The sequence below is a fragment of the Streptomyces fumanus genome (genome assembly GCF_014655295.1).
Taxonomy (GTDB): Bacteria; Actinomycetota; Actinomycetes; order Streptomycetales; family Streptomycetaceae; genus Streptomyces; species Streptomyces fumanus.
The window spans coordinates 124,559-142,055 of record NZ_BNBI01000001.1 but is presented as its reverse complement, the minus strand read 5'-3'; the positions used below and the strand labels follow the sequence as shown (position 1 = coordinate 142,055).

Below are 17,497 nucleotides of genomic sequence, written 5' to 3'. Positions count from 1 at the left end.
ATCCAGACGGCCACGCCAACCGGCACTAGTTCGTTACACGCCGCCCCAGCGGCGCCTGTTGCAGCGGAACGGGACGGGGCGCGGCGGGCGGCGGGGGCTCGCTCGCGGGCTGCTCGGCGAGCGGCTCCCGGGGCTCTGGGCCGGGCGCCGCCTCCACCAGGGGCGGCGGGGTCAGCGCGGCCACCCCGCAGGGCGTCTCCGCCGTGGCGTACGGCAGTCGCAGCACCCCCTGCGCCGTCCACAGCCCCGCCCCCGCCAGCCAGCCGTCCGGGGCGGGGAGGTGGTGCACCTGCCGTTCGGCGGGCCGCCACACCCCGACCCACCGGCCGAGCGCGCCCTCCACCCGCAGCGCCACCGCGCACCGCTCCGGCGTCAGCGTCTGCCCCGGCTGGATCGCGAACGGCGTCACCGCGCAGTCCGGCAGCCGCAGGCACTCCGGGAACCGCACCGGCAGCGTGCTGCCCAGCACCCCCCAGCCCAGTTGCCCCTCGCCCGGCGACGGCGCGTCGGAGCGGATCACCAGCAGCCCGCTCTCCGGGTCGGCCAGCAGCAGCCGGTCGTCGCTGCCGGCCGCGATCTGCAGCAGCGGCGACACCTCACCGCCCCGCTCCAGGTCCACCACGACCGTCTTGGTCCGCCCGCCCACCTCCCGGTCCAACGCCAGCAGCCGGGCCGTACGGTCCAGCCAGACCCCGCCCGAACAGCGGCCCGGCACCTCCGCCAGGTGCTCCGGCCCGAAATCGCCCCCCGCCACCAGCCACACGTCCGTCGACCGGGGCCCGACCGCCACGGCGTACGCCCGCTCCCCGCCCGGCGCCGGGGGCAGCAGCTTCAGCCGGGTGCCCCCGTCCGGGCACTCGACCGCGCCCAGCGGCAGCTCGCCGGTGCCCGGACCGGTCGGGTACAGCAGCGTGAAGACGTGCCGCCCGGCCGCCCGCCGGTGGATCAGCACGCGTCCGTCGCCCATCGGCTGGACCTCGGTGTCCGCCTCCTCGGGCTGGTTGCCGGGCAGCGGCACCGCGTACGGCTCGGGTCCGTCCAGGGTCCAGCGCTCCGGGTAACGGGCCTCGCCGCGGCCCGCGAGCCGCGCCGCGTAGGCGCCGTCCGCGGTGATGGCGCAGCCCGCCCGCGGGGTCCCGTCGTTCCCGTGGCCCGCCGAGGGCTCGATAGCACAGGCCGTCATCGTTCGGTCACCTCCGGCGACGAAGCTAGTTTTCGTCCGCGGGGCGCGGGGCTCCGGTGATCGTCCGCTTCACACGAACGGATGGCCCAGGAACGATTCGCCTGAGGGACGGCACGCGGATGTGCTCGCCGCGCGCCCGCCCCGCACCGGCTCGGCGGTGGCGGTACTGCGCCGCAGAACAGGCAGGTAGCCTTTCCTGCGTGCCCCGTCTGTCAGAAGTCATCGCCGCGCTGGAGAACCTGTGGCCCGCCGAACGGGCCGAGTCCTGGGACGCGGTCGGCACCGTCGTGGGCGACCCGGACCAGGAGGTCACGCGCGTCCTGTTCGCCGTCGACCCGGTCCAGGACATCGTCGACGAGGCGGTGAAGCTCGGCGCCGGCCTGCTGGTCACCCACCACCCGCTGTATCTGCGGGGGACGACCACGGTCGCCGCGTCCACCGCCAAGGGCCGTGTGGTGCACACCCTGATCAAGCACGACATCGCGCTGCACGTCGCCCACACCAACGCCGACACCGCCGACCCGGGTGTCTCCGACGCCCTCGCCGGCGCGCTGGACCTCAGGGTCACCGGACCGCTGGTGCCGGACCCGGCCGACCCGGCCGGCCGCCGCGGCCTGGGCCGGATCTGCGCCCTGGACCACCCGCTGACCGTCCGCGAACTCGCCGCCCGCGCCGCCGAGCGGCTGCCCGCCACCGCGCAGGGCATCCGCGTCGCCGGCGACCCCGGGGCCCTCGTCCGCACCGTCGCCGTCAGCGGCGGCTCCGGCGACAGCCTCTTCGACCACGTACGCGCGGCCGGCGTCGACGCCTTCCTCACCGCGGACCTGCGCCACCACCCGGCGTCCGAGGCCGTGGCGCACTCCTCCCTCGCCCTGCTGGACGCCGCGCACTGGGCCACCGAGTGGCCCTGGTGCGAGCTGGCCGCCAGCCAGCTCGACGAGATCTCCGACCGGCACGGATGGGACCTGCGCGTCCACGTCTCGAAGACGGTCACCGACCCCTGGACCAGCCACTCCCCTTCACCTGGAGCCCCCAACTGAACGCCGCGCCCGCCGACCAGATCCGACTCCTCGACGTCCAGGACCTCGACGTCCGCCTCCAGCAGCTCGAGTACCGGCGGAGGTCCCTGCCCGAGCACGCCGAACTGGAGTCGCTGACCAAGGACGCCACCCAGTTGCGCGACCTGCTCGTGGCCGCGCAGACCGAGGAGAGCGACTGCGCCCGCGAGCAGACCAAGGCGGAGCAGGACGTGGACCAGGTCCGCCAGCGCGCCGCCCGCGACCAGCAGCGCCTGGACTCCGGCGCCGTCACCTCCCCCAAGGACCTGGAGAACCTCCAGCGCGAGATCGTCTCCCTCGCCAAGCGGCAGGGCGACCTGGAGGACGTGGTCCTGGAGGTGATGGAGCGCCGCGAGTCCGCGCAGCAGCGGGTCGCCGAGCTGACCGAGCGGGTCGCCTCCGTGCAGTCGAAGATCGACGACGCGACCGCGCGCCGGGACGCGGCCTTCGAGGAGATCGACGCCGAGGCCGCCTCGGTGACGAAGGAGCGCGAGGTCGTCGCCGGGTCGGTCCCGGCGGACCTGCTGGGGCTCTACGACAAGCTGCGCCGGCAGCAGGGCGGCATCGGCGCGGCCAAGCTGTACCAGCGCACCTGCCAGGGCTGCCGCCAGGAGCTGTCGATCACCGACATCAACGAGATCCGCCAGGCGGCCCCGGACACGGTGGTGCGGTGCGAGAACTGCCGCCGCATCCTCGTGCGCACGTCCGACTCCGGCCTGTAAGGGGCGGGCGCGGTGCGGGAGTTCGTCGTCGAGGCCGACGGCGGGTCACGGGGCAACCCGGGCCCGGCCGGATACGGCGCGGTGGTCCGGGACGCGGCGACGGGGCAGGTGCTGGCGGAGACCGCCGAGTACCTCGGTGTCGTCACCAACAACGTCGCCGAGTACCGGGGCCTGCTGGCCGGCCTGCGCGCCGCGCACGCGCTGGACCCGGCGGCGGCGGTGCACGTCCGGATGGACTCCAAGCTCGTCGTCGAGCAGATGTCGGGCCGCTGGAAGATCAAGCACCCCGACATGAAGCCGCTCGCCGCCGAGGCACGGGCCGTGTTCCCGGCCGGCCGGGTGACGTACGAGTGGATCCCCCGGGCCGAGAACAAGCACGCCGACCGCCTGGCCAACGAGGCGATGGACGCGGGGGCGCGGGGCGAGCGGTGGTCGGCGACGGGGTCACGGGCGGAGCTGGAGGCGGGGACGGCCGGGGCGGGCGCCGATGAGGGCGCCACCGGGGCGGAGACCGCCGAGGCCCCCGGGACCGATGCCGCACGGACCCCCGGAGCCAAGGCCCCCGGGACCGATACCGCTCCGGCCCCCGGAGCCAAGGCCCCCGGGACCGATACCGCTCCGGCCCCCGGAGCCAGGACCACCCCCGAGGCCGCCGACGTACGCGCCACCCGCAAGGTCGCCACCCCCGGCTGGGGACCCCCCGACATGGGCGCCCCCGCCACCTTCGTGCTGCTGCGGCACGGCGAGACCCCCCTCACCCCGCAGAAACGCTTCTCGGGCAGTGGCGGCAGCGACCCGTCCCTGTCGGCCACCGGCCGGGAGCAGGCCGCGCGGGCCGCGGAGAGCCTCGCCCGGCGCGGCACGATCCAGGCGGTGGTGTCCTCGCCGCTGGCCCGCACCCGGGAGACCGCCGGGATCGTCGCCGCCGAGCTGGGTCTGGACGTGACGGTGGAGGAGGGCCTGCGGGAGACCGACTTCGGGGCGTGGGAGGGGCTCACCTTCGGCGAGGTCCGCGAGCGCTGGCCGCAGGACCTGAACGCGTGGCTGGCCGACCCGGACGCCGAGCCCACCGGCGGCGGCGAGAGCTTCGCGGCGACCGGCGACCGGATCGCCGCCACCCGGGACAAGCTGGTCGCGGCGTACGCGGGCCGTACGGTCCTGCTGGTGTCGCACGTGACGCCGATCAAGACGTTCGTCCGCCTCGCGCTGGGCGCCCCGCCCGAGTCGCTGTTCCGGATGGAGCTGTCGGCGGCCTCCCTGTCGGCGATCGCCTACTACGCGGACGGCAACGCCAGCGTCCGCCTGTTCAACGACACCTCGCACCTGCGCTGAGCCCGGCCGCCGCGCGGGCCAGCGCCTCGACGCGGGCCCAGTCCCGCCCGGCGAGCGCGTCCTTCGGCAGCATCCAGGTGCCGCCCACGCAGCCGACGTTGGGCAGCGCGAGGTACTCCGGCGCCGAGTCGGCCCCGATGCCGCCGGTCGGGCAGAACCGGGCCTGCGGCAGCGGGGCGGCCAGCGCCTTGAGGTAGGCGGTGCCGCCCGCGGCCTCGGCCGGGAAGAACTTCATCTCCCGCACCCCGCGCTCCAGCAGCGCCACCACCTCCGACGTGGTCGATACCCCCGGCAGGAACGGCACCCCCGACGCCCGCATCGCGTCCAGCAGCGTGTCCGTCCACCCGGGGCTGACCAGGAACCGCGCCCCGGCCGCCACCGTCGCCTCCACCTGCTCCGGCGTGATCACCGTCCCGGCCCCGACCACCGCGTCCGGCACCTCGGCGGCGATGGCCCGGATCGCGTCCAGCGCGACCGGCGTGCGCAGGGTCACCTCGATCGCCGGCAGCCCACCCGCCACCAGCGCCCGCGCCAGCGGCACGGCATCGGCGAGATCGTCGAGGACCACGACGGGCACGACGGGAGCGAGATCGAGCACGGAAGGGGACGGCGCAGAGGTCATGCCCCCATCGTGCCGTCGAGAAGCACACCGCGCAAAGCCCATTGCGCAGTGCGCAACGCAAGCCGCCGTGATGCCGATCCGTCAGTGAACCTCCTCCACCAGCACATCCAGCGACCAGACCCGCCCCGCCTTCCCGGGCGCCTCGGGGACCTCGACCACATACCCGAGATCCCGCAGCGCCTCCACCAGCTCGCCCGGCGTCCCGGGCTCGACCCCTGCCGTCAGCAGACTCCGTACGATCCGCCCCTTGGTCGCCTTGTTGAAGTGGCTGACGACCTTGCGGGTCGGCGCGTGCAGCACCCGTACCGAGGCGGTCCGCCCGGCCACCTCGCCCTTGGGCTTCCAGGCCGCCGCGTACGCCGACGACCGCAGGTCGAGCACCAGCCCGTCCCCGGCCACCTCCGGCAGCACCTCGGCCATGGCCGCCCGCCAGTGCGCCGCGAGCGCCCCGACGCCGGGCAGCTTGACCCCCATCGCACACCGGTAGGACGGAATCCGGTCGCTCACCCGCACGGCCCCCCACAACCCGGAGAACACCAGCAGCGACTCCTCGGCCCGCCGCCGGGCCGCCGCGTCCAGCGTGGCCAGTCCCAGCGCGTCGTACAGCACACCGGTGTAGATCTCCCCGGCCGGCCGCGCCCCCGCCGTGCGCAACCGCGCGTTCTTGGCGACCTCGCCCCGCAGCCCCTCGCTCAGCCCGAGCACCTCACGCGCCTTCTCCTCGTCGCCCGAGCACAGCTCGGTCAACTCCTCCAGCACCACCGCCCGCGCTTCCGCGAGCCCCGGCAACGACAACGCCCCCGGCTCCAGCGGCGCCCCCTGACCGGACGGCGCCTTACCCTCGGACGGCGGCAGCAGGACAAGCACACGTACTCCTCGACGATCTGGTTCTCGGCCCTCGCAAGGGTACGGCGCGGCTAGACCCCGCCCGGGCGGGCCGCCCGCGCCCCGGTGATCGCGCGCACCAGCGCGTCGGCGTCGTCGGCGTGGCACCGTACGACCCGCACCGCGCGCCGGCGGCCGAGGAGGGCGGTGTGGGCGACGGGCTCGGCGAGTTCGATCGTGAGTGACGTCTGGGCGCCCACCGCCAGGTCCAGCTCACCGTCGGCGGGCGGGTGGGTCGTCCGCAGCTCCCGCCGTACGGAGGCGATCCGGTCCAGCGGGATCCGCAGGTCGGCGTGGACGGCCCGGCGGATCCGCAGCACTCCGGCGTCCGCGTCCAGCACATGCGGGCGGACGACGGACGCCGCGTGCAGCCCGACGACGATCACGACCGTGTACACGTCCAGCACCAGTACCACGTGGTGGACCGCGGGCAGGTCCCGCAGCAGCACCGACATCCCCACCGACTCGATCACGCAGACGAACGCCAGCCCGAAGGCCATGGCCCCCTGCCCCCGCGCGTACCCGAAGGCCCGCGCACCGGGCACCACCCCATGGGTGCGCCGGGCCAGCCACAGCCCGAGGCTCACCAGCAGCCGCGCCTCGTGCCGCAGCAGCGCGTACGCGACCCTCATGACGTCCGCTCCCGCCCGGCGAGCCGTACCGCCAGGCGGACGGCGGCCGCCTGGGCCGGGGCGAAGTCGGCGTAGAACGCCCGCAGGAACCCCTGGTCCCAGCGGTCCCCGTCGGGCCCGGCCCCCTCCTCGGGCACCAGGCCGGCGGGTACGCACTCCGCGAGCGCCCGCGCCGCCTCAGCGACCCGCGGATCGTCCTCGGCGGCGTCCGCCAGCGCGTCGAGCAGCGCGTACGCCCGCCCGGCCCGGACCACCGCCTCCGGCGACCCCAGCGCACCGCGCAGCAGCCCCATCAGTTGCTCCCGTTCCTCCGGGGCGGCGGTGGTCTCCAGCAGCGCCAGCAGCTCGCGGTCCCGTGCCGCCATCGGCGAGTCGGTGACACCCGCGCCGGCCAGGCCCGCGAAGAGCGAGGCCAGCTCCGGCGACACCGGCCCCTCGGCGGGCAGGTCCCCGGCCTCCAGCAACGCCCGCAGCCTCGCCCGGCGCCCCCGGATCGCCGCCTCCTGCCGCGCCAGGTCCGCGTCCAGTTCCTGGAGCACCTCGGTGAGCTCCTTGCCCGCGTCGTCCGCGAGCACGTCCCGCACCTCCGCGAGCCCGAGCCCCAGCTCCGTCAGCCGCCTGATCCGGGCCAGCAGGACAGCATGCCGCAACGTGTACGCCCGGTACCCGTTGGCCAGCCGCTCCGGCTCCGGCAGCAGCCCCTGATGGTGGTAGTGCCGCACCGCCCGCGTACTGACCCCGACGGCCCCGGCGAGTTCTCCGATCCGCATGGGCCCAGTAGAAACGTTGACGCCACGACAAGGTCAAGGGGCGGCAGGCCCGATGACCGACGGCCGCCGCGGGCCTGTGCCACGAACGAGGGAACGGGTCCCGATCTCACCGACGGATGATCAGCCGATGTCCCCGCTGCCCCCGCCCTCCCCGACCCCTTCCCCTTCGGCCTGGACACCGCCGGCTTCCTCTGATCCCCTGGTGGCGGGGGGTGCGGGGTGGAGGTTCGGGAGTGTGCCCGGTGGACGCGGGCGAAGCTGGGGCGGTGCGGGCCGGCGCTGGATCTGCTGACCGCGCGGTTCGACCGGCACACCTACGCGCCGCACGCACACGCCGAGTACACGGTCGGCGTCACCGTCGGCGGGCTGGAGGCCATCGCCTACCGGGGCGGGCGGATCGTGTCGGGACCCGGCTCCATCGTCGTCCTGGAGCCCGGTGAGATCCACACCGGCGGGCCCGCCGCGTCCGAGGGGTACGCCTACCAGGCCCTGTACGCGGCGCCGGACCTGCTGACCGACGGCACCCGCGGCGGCGCGCTGCCGCACTTCCGCGAGCCCGTGCTGGACGACCCCGCCCTGGCCGCCGCCCTGCGCGCCGCCCACACCGACCTGGCCCGCTGCCCGGACCCGCTGGAGGCCGAGTCCCGGCTGCCCTGGCTGCTCACCGCGCTGGCCCACCGGCACTCCACGGCCCGCGCGGCCGGCGACCCCGTGCCCGGCGCCGGCCGCGTCGCCCGGGCCGTACGCGACCGCCTCGCCGACGAACTGCACGCCCCGCCCTCCCTCGCCGCCCTCGCCGCCGACCTCGGCCTGTCCCGCTACCAACTGCTGCGCGCCTTCCGTACGACGATGGGGATACCGCCGTACGCCTGGCTCGCCCAGTACCGGGTGACCCGGGCCCGCGCCCTGCTGGAGTCCGGGCTGCGCCCCGCCGAGGTGGCCGGGCTGGTGGGCTTCGCCGACCAGGCGCACCTGACCCGCTGGTTCCGCCGGGTGCTCGGCGTGACGCCGGCGGCGTACCGCAACAGCGTTCAAGACCGCGGGTGAGGGCGGTGCGCAGACTGCCGCCATGACTGCACGCGGCTGGGCCCTGTTCTCCCTGATGGGAGTGGTCTGGGGCATCCCCTATCTGATGATCAAGGTGGCGGTGGAGGACCTCTCCCCGTCCGTGGTGGTGTTCGCGAGGTGCGCGCTGGGCGCCGCGCTGCTGCTCCCGTTCGCCCTGCGCCAGGGCGGACTGGGCCGCGGCGTCCGGGACCACTGGAAACCCATGCTGGCCTTCGCGGTCATCGAGATCATCGGCCCCTGGTGGACCCTCACCGACGCCGAACGCCACCTGTCCAGCTCCACCGCCGGCCTGCTCATCGCGGGCGTCCCCATCGTCGGCGTCCTGCTGGCCCGCTTCTTCGGCGCCGGGGAACGGGTCGGCGTCCGCCGGATCACCGGGCTCGGCCTCGGCCTCGGGGGCGTCGCCGTCCTCACCGCGCCCCACCTCACCGGCGGCGACGCCCGCTCGCTGGCCGAGGTGCTGGTGACGGTCATCGGCTACGCCACCGCGCCCCTGATAGCCGCCCGGTACCTCAAGGACGTCCCGACCCTCCAGCTCATCACCCCCTGCCTCGCCCTGGCCGCCGTCGTCTACGCCCCCGCCGCCTTCCTCACCCGCCCCGCCACCGTCCCCTCGGGCGAGGTCCTGGCCGCGCTCGCCGGGCTCGGTGTCGTCTGCACCGCCATCGCCTTCGTGGCCTTCCTGGAACTGATCAAGGAGGTCGGCCCGACCCGGGCGGGCGTCATCACGTACGTCAACCCGGCGGTCGCCGTCGCCGCGGGCGCCCTCCTCCTCGGCGAGGACCTGACCCTCGGTATCGGCATGGCCTTCACCCTGATCCTGGCCGGCTCCGTCCTGGCGACGGCCGCCGCCGGTCCGCGGCGCCAGGTCCGCCGGGTACCATGGTCGACACGGCAGACGAGCCGGGCGGACGGCCGCGTGGAGTCCCCTTGACGGGGGCTTCCCGAGGAACGTCCGGGCTCCACAGGGCAGGGTGGTGGCTAACGGCCACCCGGGGTGACCCGCGGGACAGTGCCACAGAAAGCAGACCGCCGGGGACCTCGGTCCTCGGTAAGGGTGAAACGGTGGTGTAAGAGACCACCAGTGCCCAGGGTGACCTGGGCAGCTAGGTAAACCCCACCCGGAGCAAGGTCAAGAGGAGCGCCGTGAAAGGTGCTCTGCGCGGACGACCGAGGGCGGCCCGCCCGAGTCCGCGGGTAGACCGCTGGAGGCCGGTGGCAACACCGGTCCTAGATGGATGGCCGTCACCCCGACGCCCGCGAGGGCCCGGGGGACAGAACCCGGCGTACAGCCCGGCTCGTCTGCCGCCTAGGGTCTCTGGCCAGCGAAAACGCAGGTCAGGTGCCACGGTGCGCGTCGAACTCACGTATGCCTGATAGCAGCCATGCCTCGGGCGCCGGAGCTGGGCGAAACCTCTTGTCGTATGGGGGGTGCGCCGTCGCGGAGGTACAGCGGTCGTCCCGCGTCCAGTGCCTGCAGAGCGTGCGCCCCAACTGGCGCCCCCTGCGATGATGTTGAGGTGTCCGGATGATCCAGTGCTACGGTGACTAACCGCGCAGGTCGGCTTCTGGTTGGCGTAACCAACTGCCCTCGACTGTCGGCCAAGGAGTTGACGTGACACCTCGCAAAGAGGCCCGGCGGTATGTCATTCCCCTGGTGTTGACCGTCTGGGCGACGGGAGCGCTCACCGGATGCCAGACCTTGGCCGACGCCGCTTCCGCCTCGGGCTGTGAGGGTACCGAGAGCCGGGTCGACAAGCTGAAGGCGCACGCCGTCCTCGACTCTCAGCCCGTGGGAGCGGTTGAGCCCGGAGGCTTCAAGGGCCTGGACGCCGGCTGCTGGGAAGACAGCGGTGACGTGCAACTCTACGCCGAACGTACTTACGTCTTCCCTGGTGCCAAGGCCGACGTGACACGGCACTATCGAGCCGCGGCGGAGCGAACCGGCTGGACGCCTTCTCCTGCCACCCGGCGATCACCGGAAGGGCAAGCCGCGAACCTGTGCTTCACCCGTGGTGAAGCGGGCGACGCAGCCATGTTGGACGTCTACTTCCTGACCGAAGAGATCCTCGATGCGGAAGAGACAGAGGCCGGACCTGAGTTCCGTACCGGGGCCGGGTACCGAGTGTCCGTCACGTCCTCGGCCGACGGTTCCACGACCAGTTGCCAGGACTGAGGGATCCCCGCCGTGTCGGGGCGCTGAGCACCGTGCCGGTTCCAGGGCGTGACCGCCCGGACTGGATCATCATCGGTAGGGCGTCGAGAGCGGCCAGGTTTCGTTGGCGTCTTCCGGCCGCACCTCGGCCCCGACGGCGGAGTCCCGCGCTCCAAAACCATGCGCGCAGCTATCCGCCAACCTTTGGCCGGTAAGTGATCACTTCTGCTCGCGACGGATGCCAGTTGTAAGCGCCATGTGAAGATCAATGGTGCTCGCGGGATGAACCCGCACCGTTGCAAGGAGTGAGCTTGATAGCCACGTTCCTTAGATCGGGGCGCCGATCGGACAGTCCGTCCGGGCAGCCCTTCCTCCCCGCTCATCGGCGAAGACGCCTGCGCTCGGTGGCGGCAGCGATAGTCCTGGCGATGGCGTTCGAGGCCGTTGCGATGGCTGGAGAAACCAGCCTGGCGGCGGCTGCCGGCCGTGAGGCCCCGGCCGCCGACCAGGGCAAGCAGGCGAAGGACCTCGGAGCGGCGACAGCGGATTCGGTTGCCGCCGCCCGGCTGAAGGCGAAGATACAGAACCGCCGCATCGAGGCTCTGGACGCCCGGACCGGGACGTCGACGGTCTACGTGAACCCGGACGGCTCGGTGACCGAGCAGGCGTACGCCGGTCCGGTCCGTTTCAAGGATGATCAGGGCCGCTGGCAGGACATCGACGTCTCCCTGCGGAAGCTGTCGGACGGCTCGGTCGGTGCCCGCCAACACCCGCAAGGGCTGCGCCTGGCGGGCAGGTCCCGGGCCCCCAAGGGACTGGAAGAGGCCGGCGAGACAACGGGCTCCGCCGGCGTCCCCCTCGTGACGTTGGAGGGCCGGACCGGACAGCAACTGCAACTGGGCTGGTACGGGGCCCTCCCCGCTCCGCAGATCGAGGGCGAGGAGAACAATGTCGCCCGCTACCGCGACGCGCTGCCCTCGGCAGATCTCCTGGTCGAGTCGACCCGCACCGGCTACGAGCAGTTCCTCGAACTGAAGGACCGCGGCGCTGTCGATGCCGGCGGGGCCATCGCGTACAGCCTGACGGCCAAGAACCTGAAGGCCGAGGTGAACAAGGACGGTTCCGTGTCCTTCGCCGACGCCAAGGGCAAGGCCGTGGGGTTCCTGCCCGCGCCGGTCATGTGGGACGCACAGGTGGACGCCAGGTCCGGTGAGCACGAGCGCACCGCCAAGGTGGACGTGAAGGTGGCCCAGGACGGCGACACCGTCACCCTCACTCTGACGCCCGACGCGAAGTTCCTGGCCGACGACTCGACGAAGTTCCCGGTGACGATCGACCCGGCGATCAACGTCGGCACCAGCTTCGACACCTTCGTTCAACAGGGCTACACCACCGACCAGTCGGCCTCGACCGACCTCAAGCTCGGCAACAACGGCTCCTCGCAGATCGCCCGCTCGTTCCTGTCCTTCCCGATGAAGAACATCACGGGCAAGCAGGTCACCGCCGCCAAGCTGAACCTGTTCACCTACCACTCGTGGTCCTGCACCGCCAAGAGTTGGGAAGTCTGGTCCACTCAAGCCGCGAGCACCTCCTCCCGCTGGACGGACCAGCCGACCTGGGGGACGCAGTACGCCACCAGCACCCAGACCAAGGGATACTCCAGCGCCTGCAACGACGGCTGGGTCAGCGCGGATGTGACCACCCTGGCCAAGTCATGGGCGGCCAACGGCAATGGCACCAACCACCTGGGTCTGCGCGCCACGGACGAGTCCGACCCCTATGGCTGGAAGCGTTTCTACTCGGGCAACGCGTCCAGCAACACCCCCTACCTGTCCGTCACGTACAACTCGGTGCCCGGCGTACCGACGCTGATCACTCCGCTCAGCGCGGCGGCCACGAACGACACCACCCCGACGCTGTCGGCCAAGGCACTGGACGGCGACGGCTCGCAGGTCACTCTCGACTACGAGGTGTGGGCCTCCAGCGGAACGTCCGCGGTGCGCTCCGGCAGCAGTGCCGCGGTCGCTTCCGGAGCCCAGGCCAACTGGACGCCCGCAGCCCTCGCGGCCGGCTCCTACAAATGGCGGGTACGGTCCGGTGACGGCTCCGCCACCAGTGCCTGGTCGGCGTTCCGCACCCTGACAGTGGACACCACGGCCCCTGCGGTGACCAGGATTGCCTCCGACGACTACCCGGCGGGCCAGTGGTCCGGCAGCCCGGACGGCAGCGGCGACTTCAGCGGCGGCTTCACCCTCACCCCGCCCTCGACCGACGTCAAGGACGTCCAGTGGCAACTGGACGGCGGCACGTGGCAGTCGATCGCCACCACCGGCGCGGCAGTGACCGCCGAGCCCGTCTTCCGGGCGGGCAAGCACACCCTGACCGCCCGCACGAAGGACGCCGCCGGCAACACTTCCAGCGCCACCACCTTCACGTTCTACGCGGGCTCGGGCGCGGCGCTGCTCACGCCGGCCCAGGGGGATCGCCCGGCGCGGCGGACCGTACTGACCGGCCAGGGCAAGACCGCTGACACGGGCGTGCGCTACCAGTACCGGCGCGGCGAGACGGACACCTGGAAGGACGTCCCGGTCGCCGACGTACGCCGGAAGTCGGACAACAGCACCCTCACCGCCTGGCCCGCGCCGGTCACCGGCGGCCTGCCGGAGGCACTGGTGTGGAACATCACCGACAGCCTCAGCGAGGACGGCGCGATAGAACTGCGAGCGGTCTTCACCGACGGCTCCAGTACCGATGCCTCCCCGGCCACCTCCCTCACGGTCGACCGCAACGCGGGCGCCGCACCGACCCAGGCCGCTGGTCCGGGTGACGTGAACATGCTGACCGGCGACCATGTGCTGTCCGCGACCGACGCCTCGGGCTTCGGCCTGACGGCGAGCCGCACCGCATCTTCCCGCCGCCCCACGGACGGAGCCCAGCAAGAGGGACAGGTCGCCATCTACGGACCGCAGTGGACCGCGGGCACCGCGGCGGAACTGTCCGACTCCGAGGCGCTCTACATACGCCGGACGTCGAGCACCTCTGTCGCGCTGGTGGACATCGAGGGTGAGGAGACCGGGTTCACCGCGCTGAGCGGGGGTGGATGGAAACCCGAAGAGGGTGCCGAGACACTGACCCTGACCGGCAGCCTGGCCACCGCCTTCACCTTGAAGGACACCGAGGGCACGACGTCTCAGTTCGCCAAGATCGACGCGTCCGCGACGACCTGGCAGCTTACGCAGACCTCACTGTCCACGGAGAACTCGACCACGTCGCTGGTCGCCGAGAAGGTCACCGTGGACGGCAAGGTCCTGTCCCGTCCGAAGTACGCGATCGCCCCCACCTCGGCGGTCGCCAACAGCACCTGTGCCAGCACCCCTTCCACCAAGGGGTGCAGAATCCTGGAGTACCAGTACGCCACCGCCACCACGGCTACCGGCAGCACACTGGGCGACTACGCGGGACAGGTCTCACGTATCCGCCTGTGGACCACCGTTCCCGGCGCGGCCAACGCCACGGCCACCGTGGTGTCCTCGTACGCCTACGACGCCTCGGGCCGACTGCGTGAACAGTGGGACCCGCGGGTCTCCCCGGCACTGAAGACGGCCTACACCTACGACAGCGCGGGCCGTGTGGTCACCCAGACTCCGCCGGGCGAGCTGCCGTGGACCTTCGAGTACGGCAAGGCCGGCGCCGGCTCGGTGGCAGGTAACGGCATGCTGCTGTCCGCCTCACGGCCCACCTTGAAGCCGGGCAGCGCGGACGAGACCGACGGCGGAAAGGCGGCGGTCTCCCTCGTCTACGACGTTCCGCTCTCCGGCTCCACGGCACCCAACCAGGTGACCGCGGCCGACGCCAGGACGTGGGGGCAGACGGACGTGCCCACGGACGCCACCGCCCTCTTCCCGGCCGACCAGGTGCCCGCCTCCCACACCGGCGGCGACCTCGCCGCGGGTGCCTACGACAAGGCGACCATCACCTACACCAACGCCTCCGGACTCCAGGTCAACACCGGTCTGCCCGGTCGCCATCTGACGACCACGCAGTACGACACGTACGGCAACGTCGTCTTCGAACTGGGGGCCACCAACCGGGAACTCGCCCTCGGCAGCGCGGACTACCAGGTCAACACGCAGAGCGAACTGGGCCTTCTCGCCGACTCAACGGCCGAACGCGCGTACAAGCTGGCCACGGTCGCGCAGTACTCCGCCGACGGCAGAAGGATGCTGGAGGAGCGGGGGCCGCTGCACCTGGTCACTCTGACCAAGCAGTTGCAAGGCGATGCCGACAGCCCTGACATACCGGCCGGCACCCAGGTTCCGGCCCGGGAACACACCGTCACCCGGTACGACGAGGGCCGCCCGACCGACGGCACCGCCCGGGTCTCCGACCAGGCGACCACCAGTACCACCGGTGCGTTCGTCGATGGATACCCGACCGACGGGGACGTCCGCACCACCTCCACCGCTTACGACTGGATCAAGGGCCTGCCCACCAGGACCGTGACGGACCCCGACGGGTTGAAGCTGACCCGTACCTCTGCCTACGACGCGCAGGGACGCATCACCAAGAACTCCCAGCCCAAGTCGGACGGCGCGGATGCCGGAACGGTGGTGTCCCAGTACTGGTCCGCCACGGGCACCGGCACCTGCTCGGGACGTCCGGAGTGGGCGGACCTGCTCTGCTCCAGCGGCCCGGGAGGGAAGATCACTGGCGGAGGAACGAATCCAGACGAACTGCCGACGAAAACCCTTGAGTACGATCGCTGGGGCAACGTCTCCAAGACCTCCGAAACCGCCAACGGCGTAACGCGCACCACCGTCACCACCTACGACGCCGCCGGCCGCGGCAATCAGGTCCGGGTGAGCGGTGGAAGCGGCACCGCGGTACCGACCCAGACCATCACGTTCGACCCGTCGAACGGACAGGTGGCCACCATGTCCGACGGAACGGCAACGATCCGTTATGCCGCCGACAAGCTCGGCCGGGAGATCTCGTACGACGACGGCGCGGGCAATGTGACGCGCACCGCGTACGACATCCGTGACCGGGTCACCAAGCGGTCCGACTCGGCGCCCTCGGAGATCACCTACGACTACGAGAGCCTCACCGGTCTGCCGACTCGGATTCACGACTCCGTCATGGGCACCATCGGGGACGTCACGGGCTCCTACGACTCCGACGGCCGCCTCTACCAGCAGAAGCTGCCGTGGAACATGAACGTCGAGTTCAACCTCGACCCCACGGGCAGCGAGACGTCGCGCTACTGGCACTGGGAATCCGGCTGGACCGTACAGGGCGAGTCGACCAGCGAGAACATCCACGGCCAGGTCGTCTCCCGCACCACCTACACCGGCGGCGGCGCCTACCAGGCGTACACCTATGACGCGGCCGGTCGGCTCACCAAGGCCGACGACACCCAGACCGGCGTCACCACCCACCGCGCCTACGGGTTCGACGACAACACCAACCGCACCTCCCTGGCGACCACGATCGACGACGTGGACGGTGGCGACCCCACGACCACGACGGTCAACTCGTCTTATGACAGCGCCGACCGGCTGATCACCGCCGGGACCGTCTACGACGCGTTCGGCCGGACCACGGCCCAGGCCGACGGCGCCCAGAACACCTACTACGCCAACGACCTGGTCCGCCAGATCACGGCACGGGGCAAGCGCACCACCTGGAACCTCGACGCGGCCGGCCGGCTCGCCTCGTACACCACCGAGAACCAGGACGACAGCGGCACCTGGGCCACCTCGGCCCGTGTCCGCAACCACTATGGGGCGGACGGAGACAACCCCACCTGGACCGACGAGGGCGACGGCCGGATCTCCCGGAACCTGTCGGATCTGACCGGCGGCCTGATCGCCACCACCGATGCCACCGGAGACGTAGTCCTTCAGCTCACCAATCTGCACGGCGACGTAGCCACGCAGATCCCCCTGGTGGATGCCACGACTCCGGTCGTCAATTCCTACGACGAGTACGGCAACCTCCTCCCCGGCACGGACGAAGCCCGTTACGGCTGGCTCGGTGGGGAGCAGCGGTCCTCGGAGACGCCGAGCGCGGTCACGCTCATGGGTGTCCGCCTCTACGACGCGAACAGCGGACGCTTCCTTTCCGTCGACCGCATCGTCGGAGGCAATGCCAGTTCCTACGACTACTGCTTCGCCGACCCGGTGAACTGTTATGACATCAGCGGCAACTACAGCATCAACGGCCTCATCCCCGAGGCCGCGATCTGTGCCCTGTTCCTGCTCTGGTGCGGAGACATGGTCTACATCACGCACTGGGCCCTCGGCGAAGCCAAAAAGAGGTACTCGAACAAGGCGAAGCAGAACGCCTACCGTCACTGCATCTGGCAGGCGATGCTGACCTGGGCGGTTGGTTCCTACTTGGCCAAGGCCCTCGGCAACGCCCATGAGAAGAAGGCGGGAAGTTCCAAGGCGGCCAAGCGGGATTCCAAGGCCGATCAGTACAACAACAAAATCGGACGAAGCAAGGGTGGCAAGATCACGGCCTGGACGTACGGAAAGGCTAAACAGACTGCTTGCCGCCTGTGCAAGGAAGCAGTCAAGAAGCACAAACTGAAGTCCAACGCCGCAGGTAAAACGTGGGTCTGATGTAACACTCGCGTGGCGTTAGGAAAGGTGGGGTGGTGTGGAGGCTTATCTCCACACCACCCCACCGTGTGCGAGTCAGGCCGGCGTGCACTTCGTCAGCAAGAAGTCGATCTTTTCCCCGATCGTGCGAGGCATGGTCTCTGGCTCGTCACGCGGGGAGACGGTGCGCACACCGAATGAGCGATCCGGGTACGCCGCACACGGACGGGTCCTCCGGACCGGTCACCCGGATCTCGACCTGGCCGTTGACCGGGTACTCGCCGCGGGCCGCGTACTCGGCGAGCAGGGTGCGGTAGAAGTCGGCGATCTGGCTGACCACCCATTGACAACACACCCTCCGGGCCCAGACGGTGCCGTGGACTCCCCTCGGACCACCGTCCCCACCCGGCACAGGCGCGGGTGCGGCGGAGGACGCCTCAGCTCGCACCAGCGCGCCGGGGCGGC

General features: G+C 71.7%; 12 protein-coding genes, 1 other RNA gene and 1 pseudogene. 8 read left to right on the top strand and 6 right to left on the bottom strand.

What is annotated here, in order from left to right:
* Window positions 1-25: 25 nt before the first annotated feature.
* The gene (locus IE316_RS00615) at window positions 26-1,183 is read right to left on the bottom strand and encodes a hypothetical protein (protein WP_190202067.1); all 1,158 of its coding nucleotides are present in this window, start codon (window positions 1,181-1,183) and stop codon (window positions 26-28) included.
* 200 nt (window positions 1,184-1,383) lie between these two features.
* On the opposite strand from IE316_RS00615, the gene IE316_RS00610 reads away from it, so the two are divergent.
* The 3 genes from IE316_RS00610 to IE316_RS00600 are packed head-to-tail and all read left to right on the top strand — an operon-like array spanning window position 1,384 to window position 4,295.
* Window positions 1,384-2,223 (top strand): Nif3-like dinuclear metal center hexameric protein, encoded by an 840-nt coding sequence (locus IE316_RS00610; protein WP_190202066.1) that lies wholly within the window; start codon window positions 1,384-1,386, stop codon window positions 2,221-2,223.
* A complete protein-coding gene (locus IE316_RS00605; RefSeq protein WP_190202715.1) occupies window positions 2,220-2,963 on the top strand; it encodes a zinc ribbon domain-containing protein in 744 nt (247 codons plus the stop codon). Before IE316_RS00610 ends, IE316_RS00605 begins: the two co-directional genes overlap by 4 nt.
* Window positions 2,964-2,975: 12 nt before the next feature.
* On the top strand, window positions 2,976-4,295 hold the full coding sequence (locus IE316_RS00600; RefSeq protein ID WP_190202065.1) for a bifunctional RNase H/acid phosphatase: 1,320 nt from the start codon (window positions 2,976-2,978) through the stop codon (window positions 4,293-4,295).
* Here IE316_RS00600 and eda read toward each other — a convergent pair.
* From eda to IE316_RS00580, 4 genes are all read right to left on the bottom strand, one after another.
* Window positions 4,270-4,917 (bottom strand): bifunctional 4-hydroxy-2-oxoglutarate aldolase/2-dehydro-3-deoxy-phosphogluconate aldolase, encoded by a 648-nt coding sequence (gene eda, locus IE316_RS00595; protein ID WP_190202064.1) that lies wholly within the window; start codon window positions 4,915-4,917, stop codon window positions 4,270-4,272. The genes IE316_RS00600 and eda overlap by 26 nt on opposite strands.
* A gap of 81 nt (window positions 4,918-4,998) precedes the next feature.
* The gene (yaaA, locus tag IE316_RS00590; RefSeq protein WP_190202063.1) at window positions 4,999-5,784 is read right to left on the bottom strand and encodes a peroxide stress protein YaaA; all 786 of its coding nucleotides are present in this window, start codon (window positions 5,782-5,784) and stop codon (window positions 4,999-5,001) included.
* 50 nt (window positions 5,785-5,834) lie between these two features.
* Window positions 5,835-6,434 carry a hypothetical protein gene (locus IE316_RS00585; protein WP_190202062.1) on the bottom strand — a complete coding sequence of 200 codons (600 nt, stop codon included), beginning with the start codon at window positions 6,432-6,434 and terminating at the stop codon, window positions 5,835-5,837.
* On the bottom strand, window positions 6,431-7,204 hold the full coding sequence (locus tag IE316_RS00580; protein ID WP_190202061.1) for a MerR family transcriptional regulator: 774 nt from the start codon (window positions 7,202-7,204) through the stop codon (window positions 6,431-6,433). Before IE316_RS00580 ends, IE316_RS00585 begins: the two co-directional genes overlap by 4 nt.
* A 219-nt stretch (window positions 7,205-7,423) precedes the next feature.
* Between IE316_RS00580 and IE316_RS00575 the strand changes: the two genes are divergently transcribed.
* The 5 genes and pseudogenes from IE316_RS00575 (at window position 7,424) to IE316_RS00555 (ending at window position 17,053) form a co-directional block, all read left to right on the top strand.
* Window positions 7,424-8,251: an AraC family transcriptional regulator gene (locus tag IE316_RS00575; RefSeq protein ID WP_190202060.1), complete on the top strand. Its 828-nt coding sequence runs from the start codon at window positions 7,424-7,426 to the stop codon at window positions 8,249-8,251.
* Window positions 8,252-8,273: 22 nt separating this feature from the next.
* Window positions 8,274-9,101: pseudogene (locus IE316_RS36160) on the top strand (DMT family transporter); the annotation flags it as partial.
* A 70-nt stretch (window positions 9,102-9,171) separates the two neighbouring features.
* Window positions 9,172-9,577, top strand: an RNA gene (rnpB, locus tag IE316_RS00565) — RNase P RNA component class A.
* A 310-nt stretch (window positions 9,578-9,887) separates the two neighbouring features.
* On the top strand, window positions 9,888-10,448 hold the full coding sequence (locus IE316_RS00560; protein ID WP_190202059.1) for a hypothetical protein: 561 nt from the start codon (window positions 9,888-9,890) through the stop codon (window positions 10,446-10,448).
* Window positions 10,449-10,831: 383 nt separating this feature from the next.
* A complete protein-coding gene (locus IE316_RS00555; RefSeq protein WP_229910137.1) occupies window positions 10,832-17,053 on the top strand; it encodes a DNRLRE domain-containing protein in 6,222 nt (2,073 codons plus the stop codon).
* Window positions 17,054-17,201: 148 nt separating this feature from the next.
* Here the strand turns inward: IE316_RS00555 and IE316_RS00550 are convergent, their stop codons facing one another.
* Window positions 17,202-17,444, bottom strand: a complete 243-nt coding sequence (locus tag IE316_RS00550) for a cholesterol oxidase substrate-binding domain-containing protein (RefSeq protein ID WP_308438882.1) — start codon at window positions 17,442-17,444, stop codon at window positions 17,202-17,204.
* Window positions 17,445-17,497: the final 53 nt, after the last annotated feature.

Excerpts from the sequence above, each read along its gene's own strand:
- IE316_RS00615 (WP_190202067.1), bottom strand. The coding sequence starts at position 1,183 with ATGACGGCCTGTGCTATCGAGCCCTCGGCGGGCCACGGGAACGACGGG.
- eda (WP_190202064.1), bottom strand. The coding sequence starts at position 4,917 with ATGACCTCTGCGCCGTCCCCTTCCGTGCTCGATCTCGCTCCCGTCGTG.
- IE316_RS00585 (WP_190202062.1), bottom strand. The coding sequence starts at position 6,434 with ATGAGGGTCGCGTACGCGCTGCTGCGGCACGAGGCGCGGCTGCTGGTG.
- IE316_RS00580 (WP_190202061.1), bottom strand. The coding sequence starts at position 7,204 with ATGCGGATCGGAGAACTCGCCGGGGCCGTCGGGGTCAGTACGCGGGCG.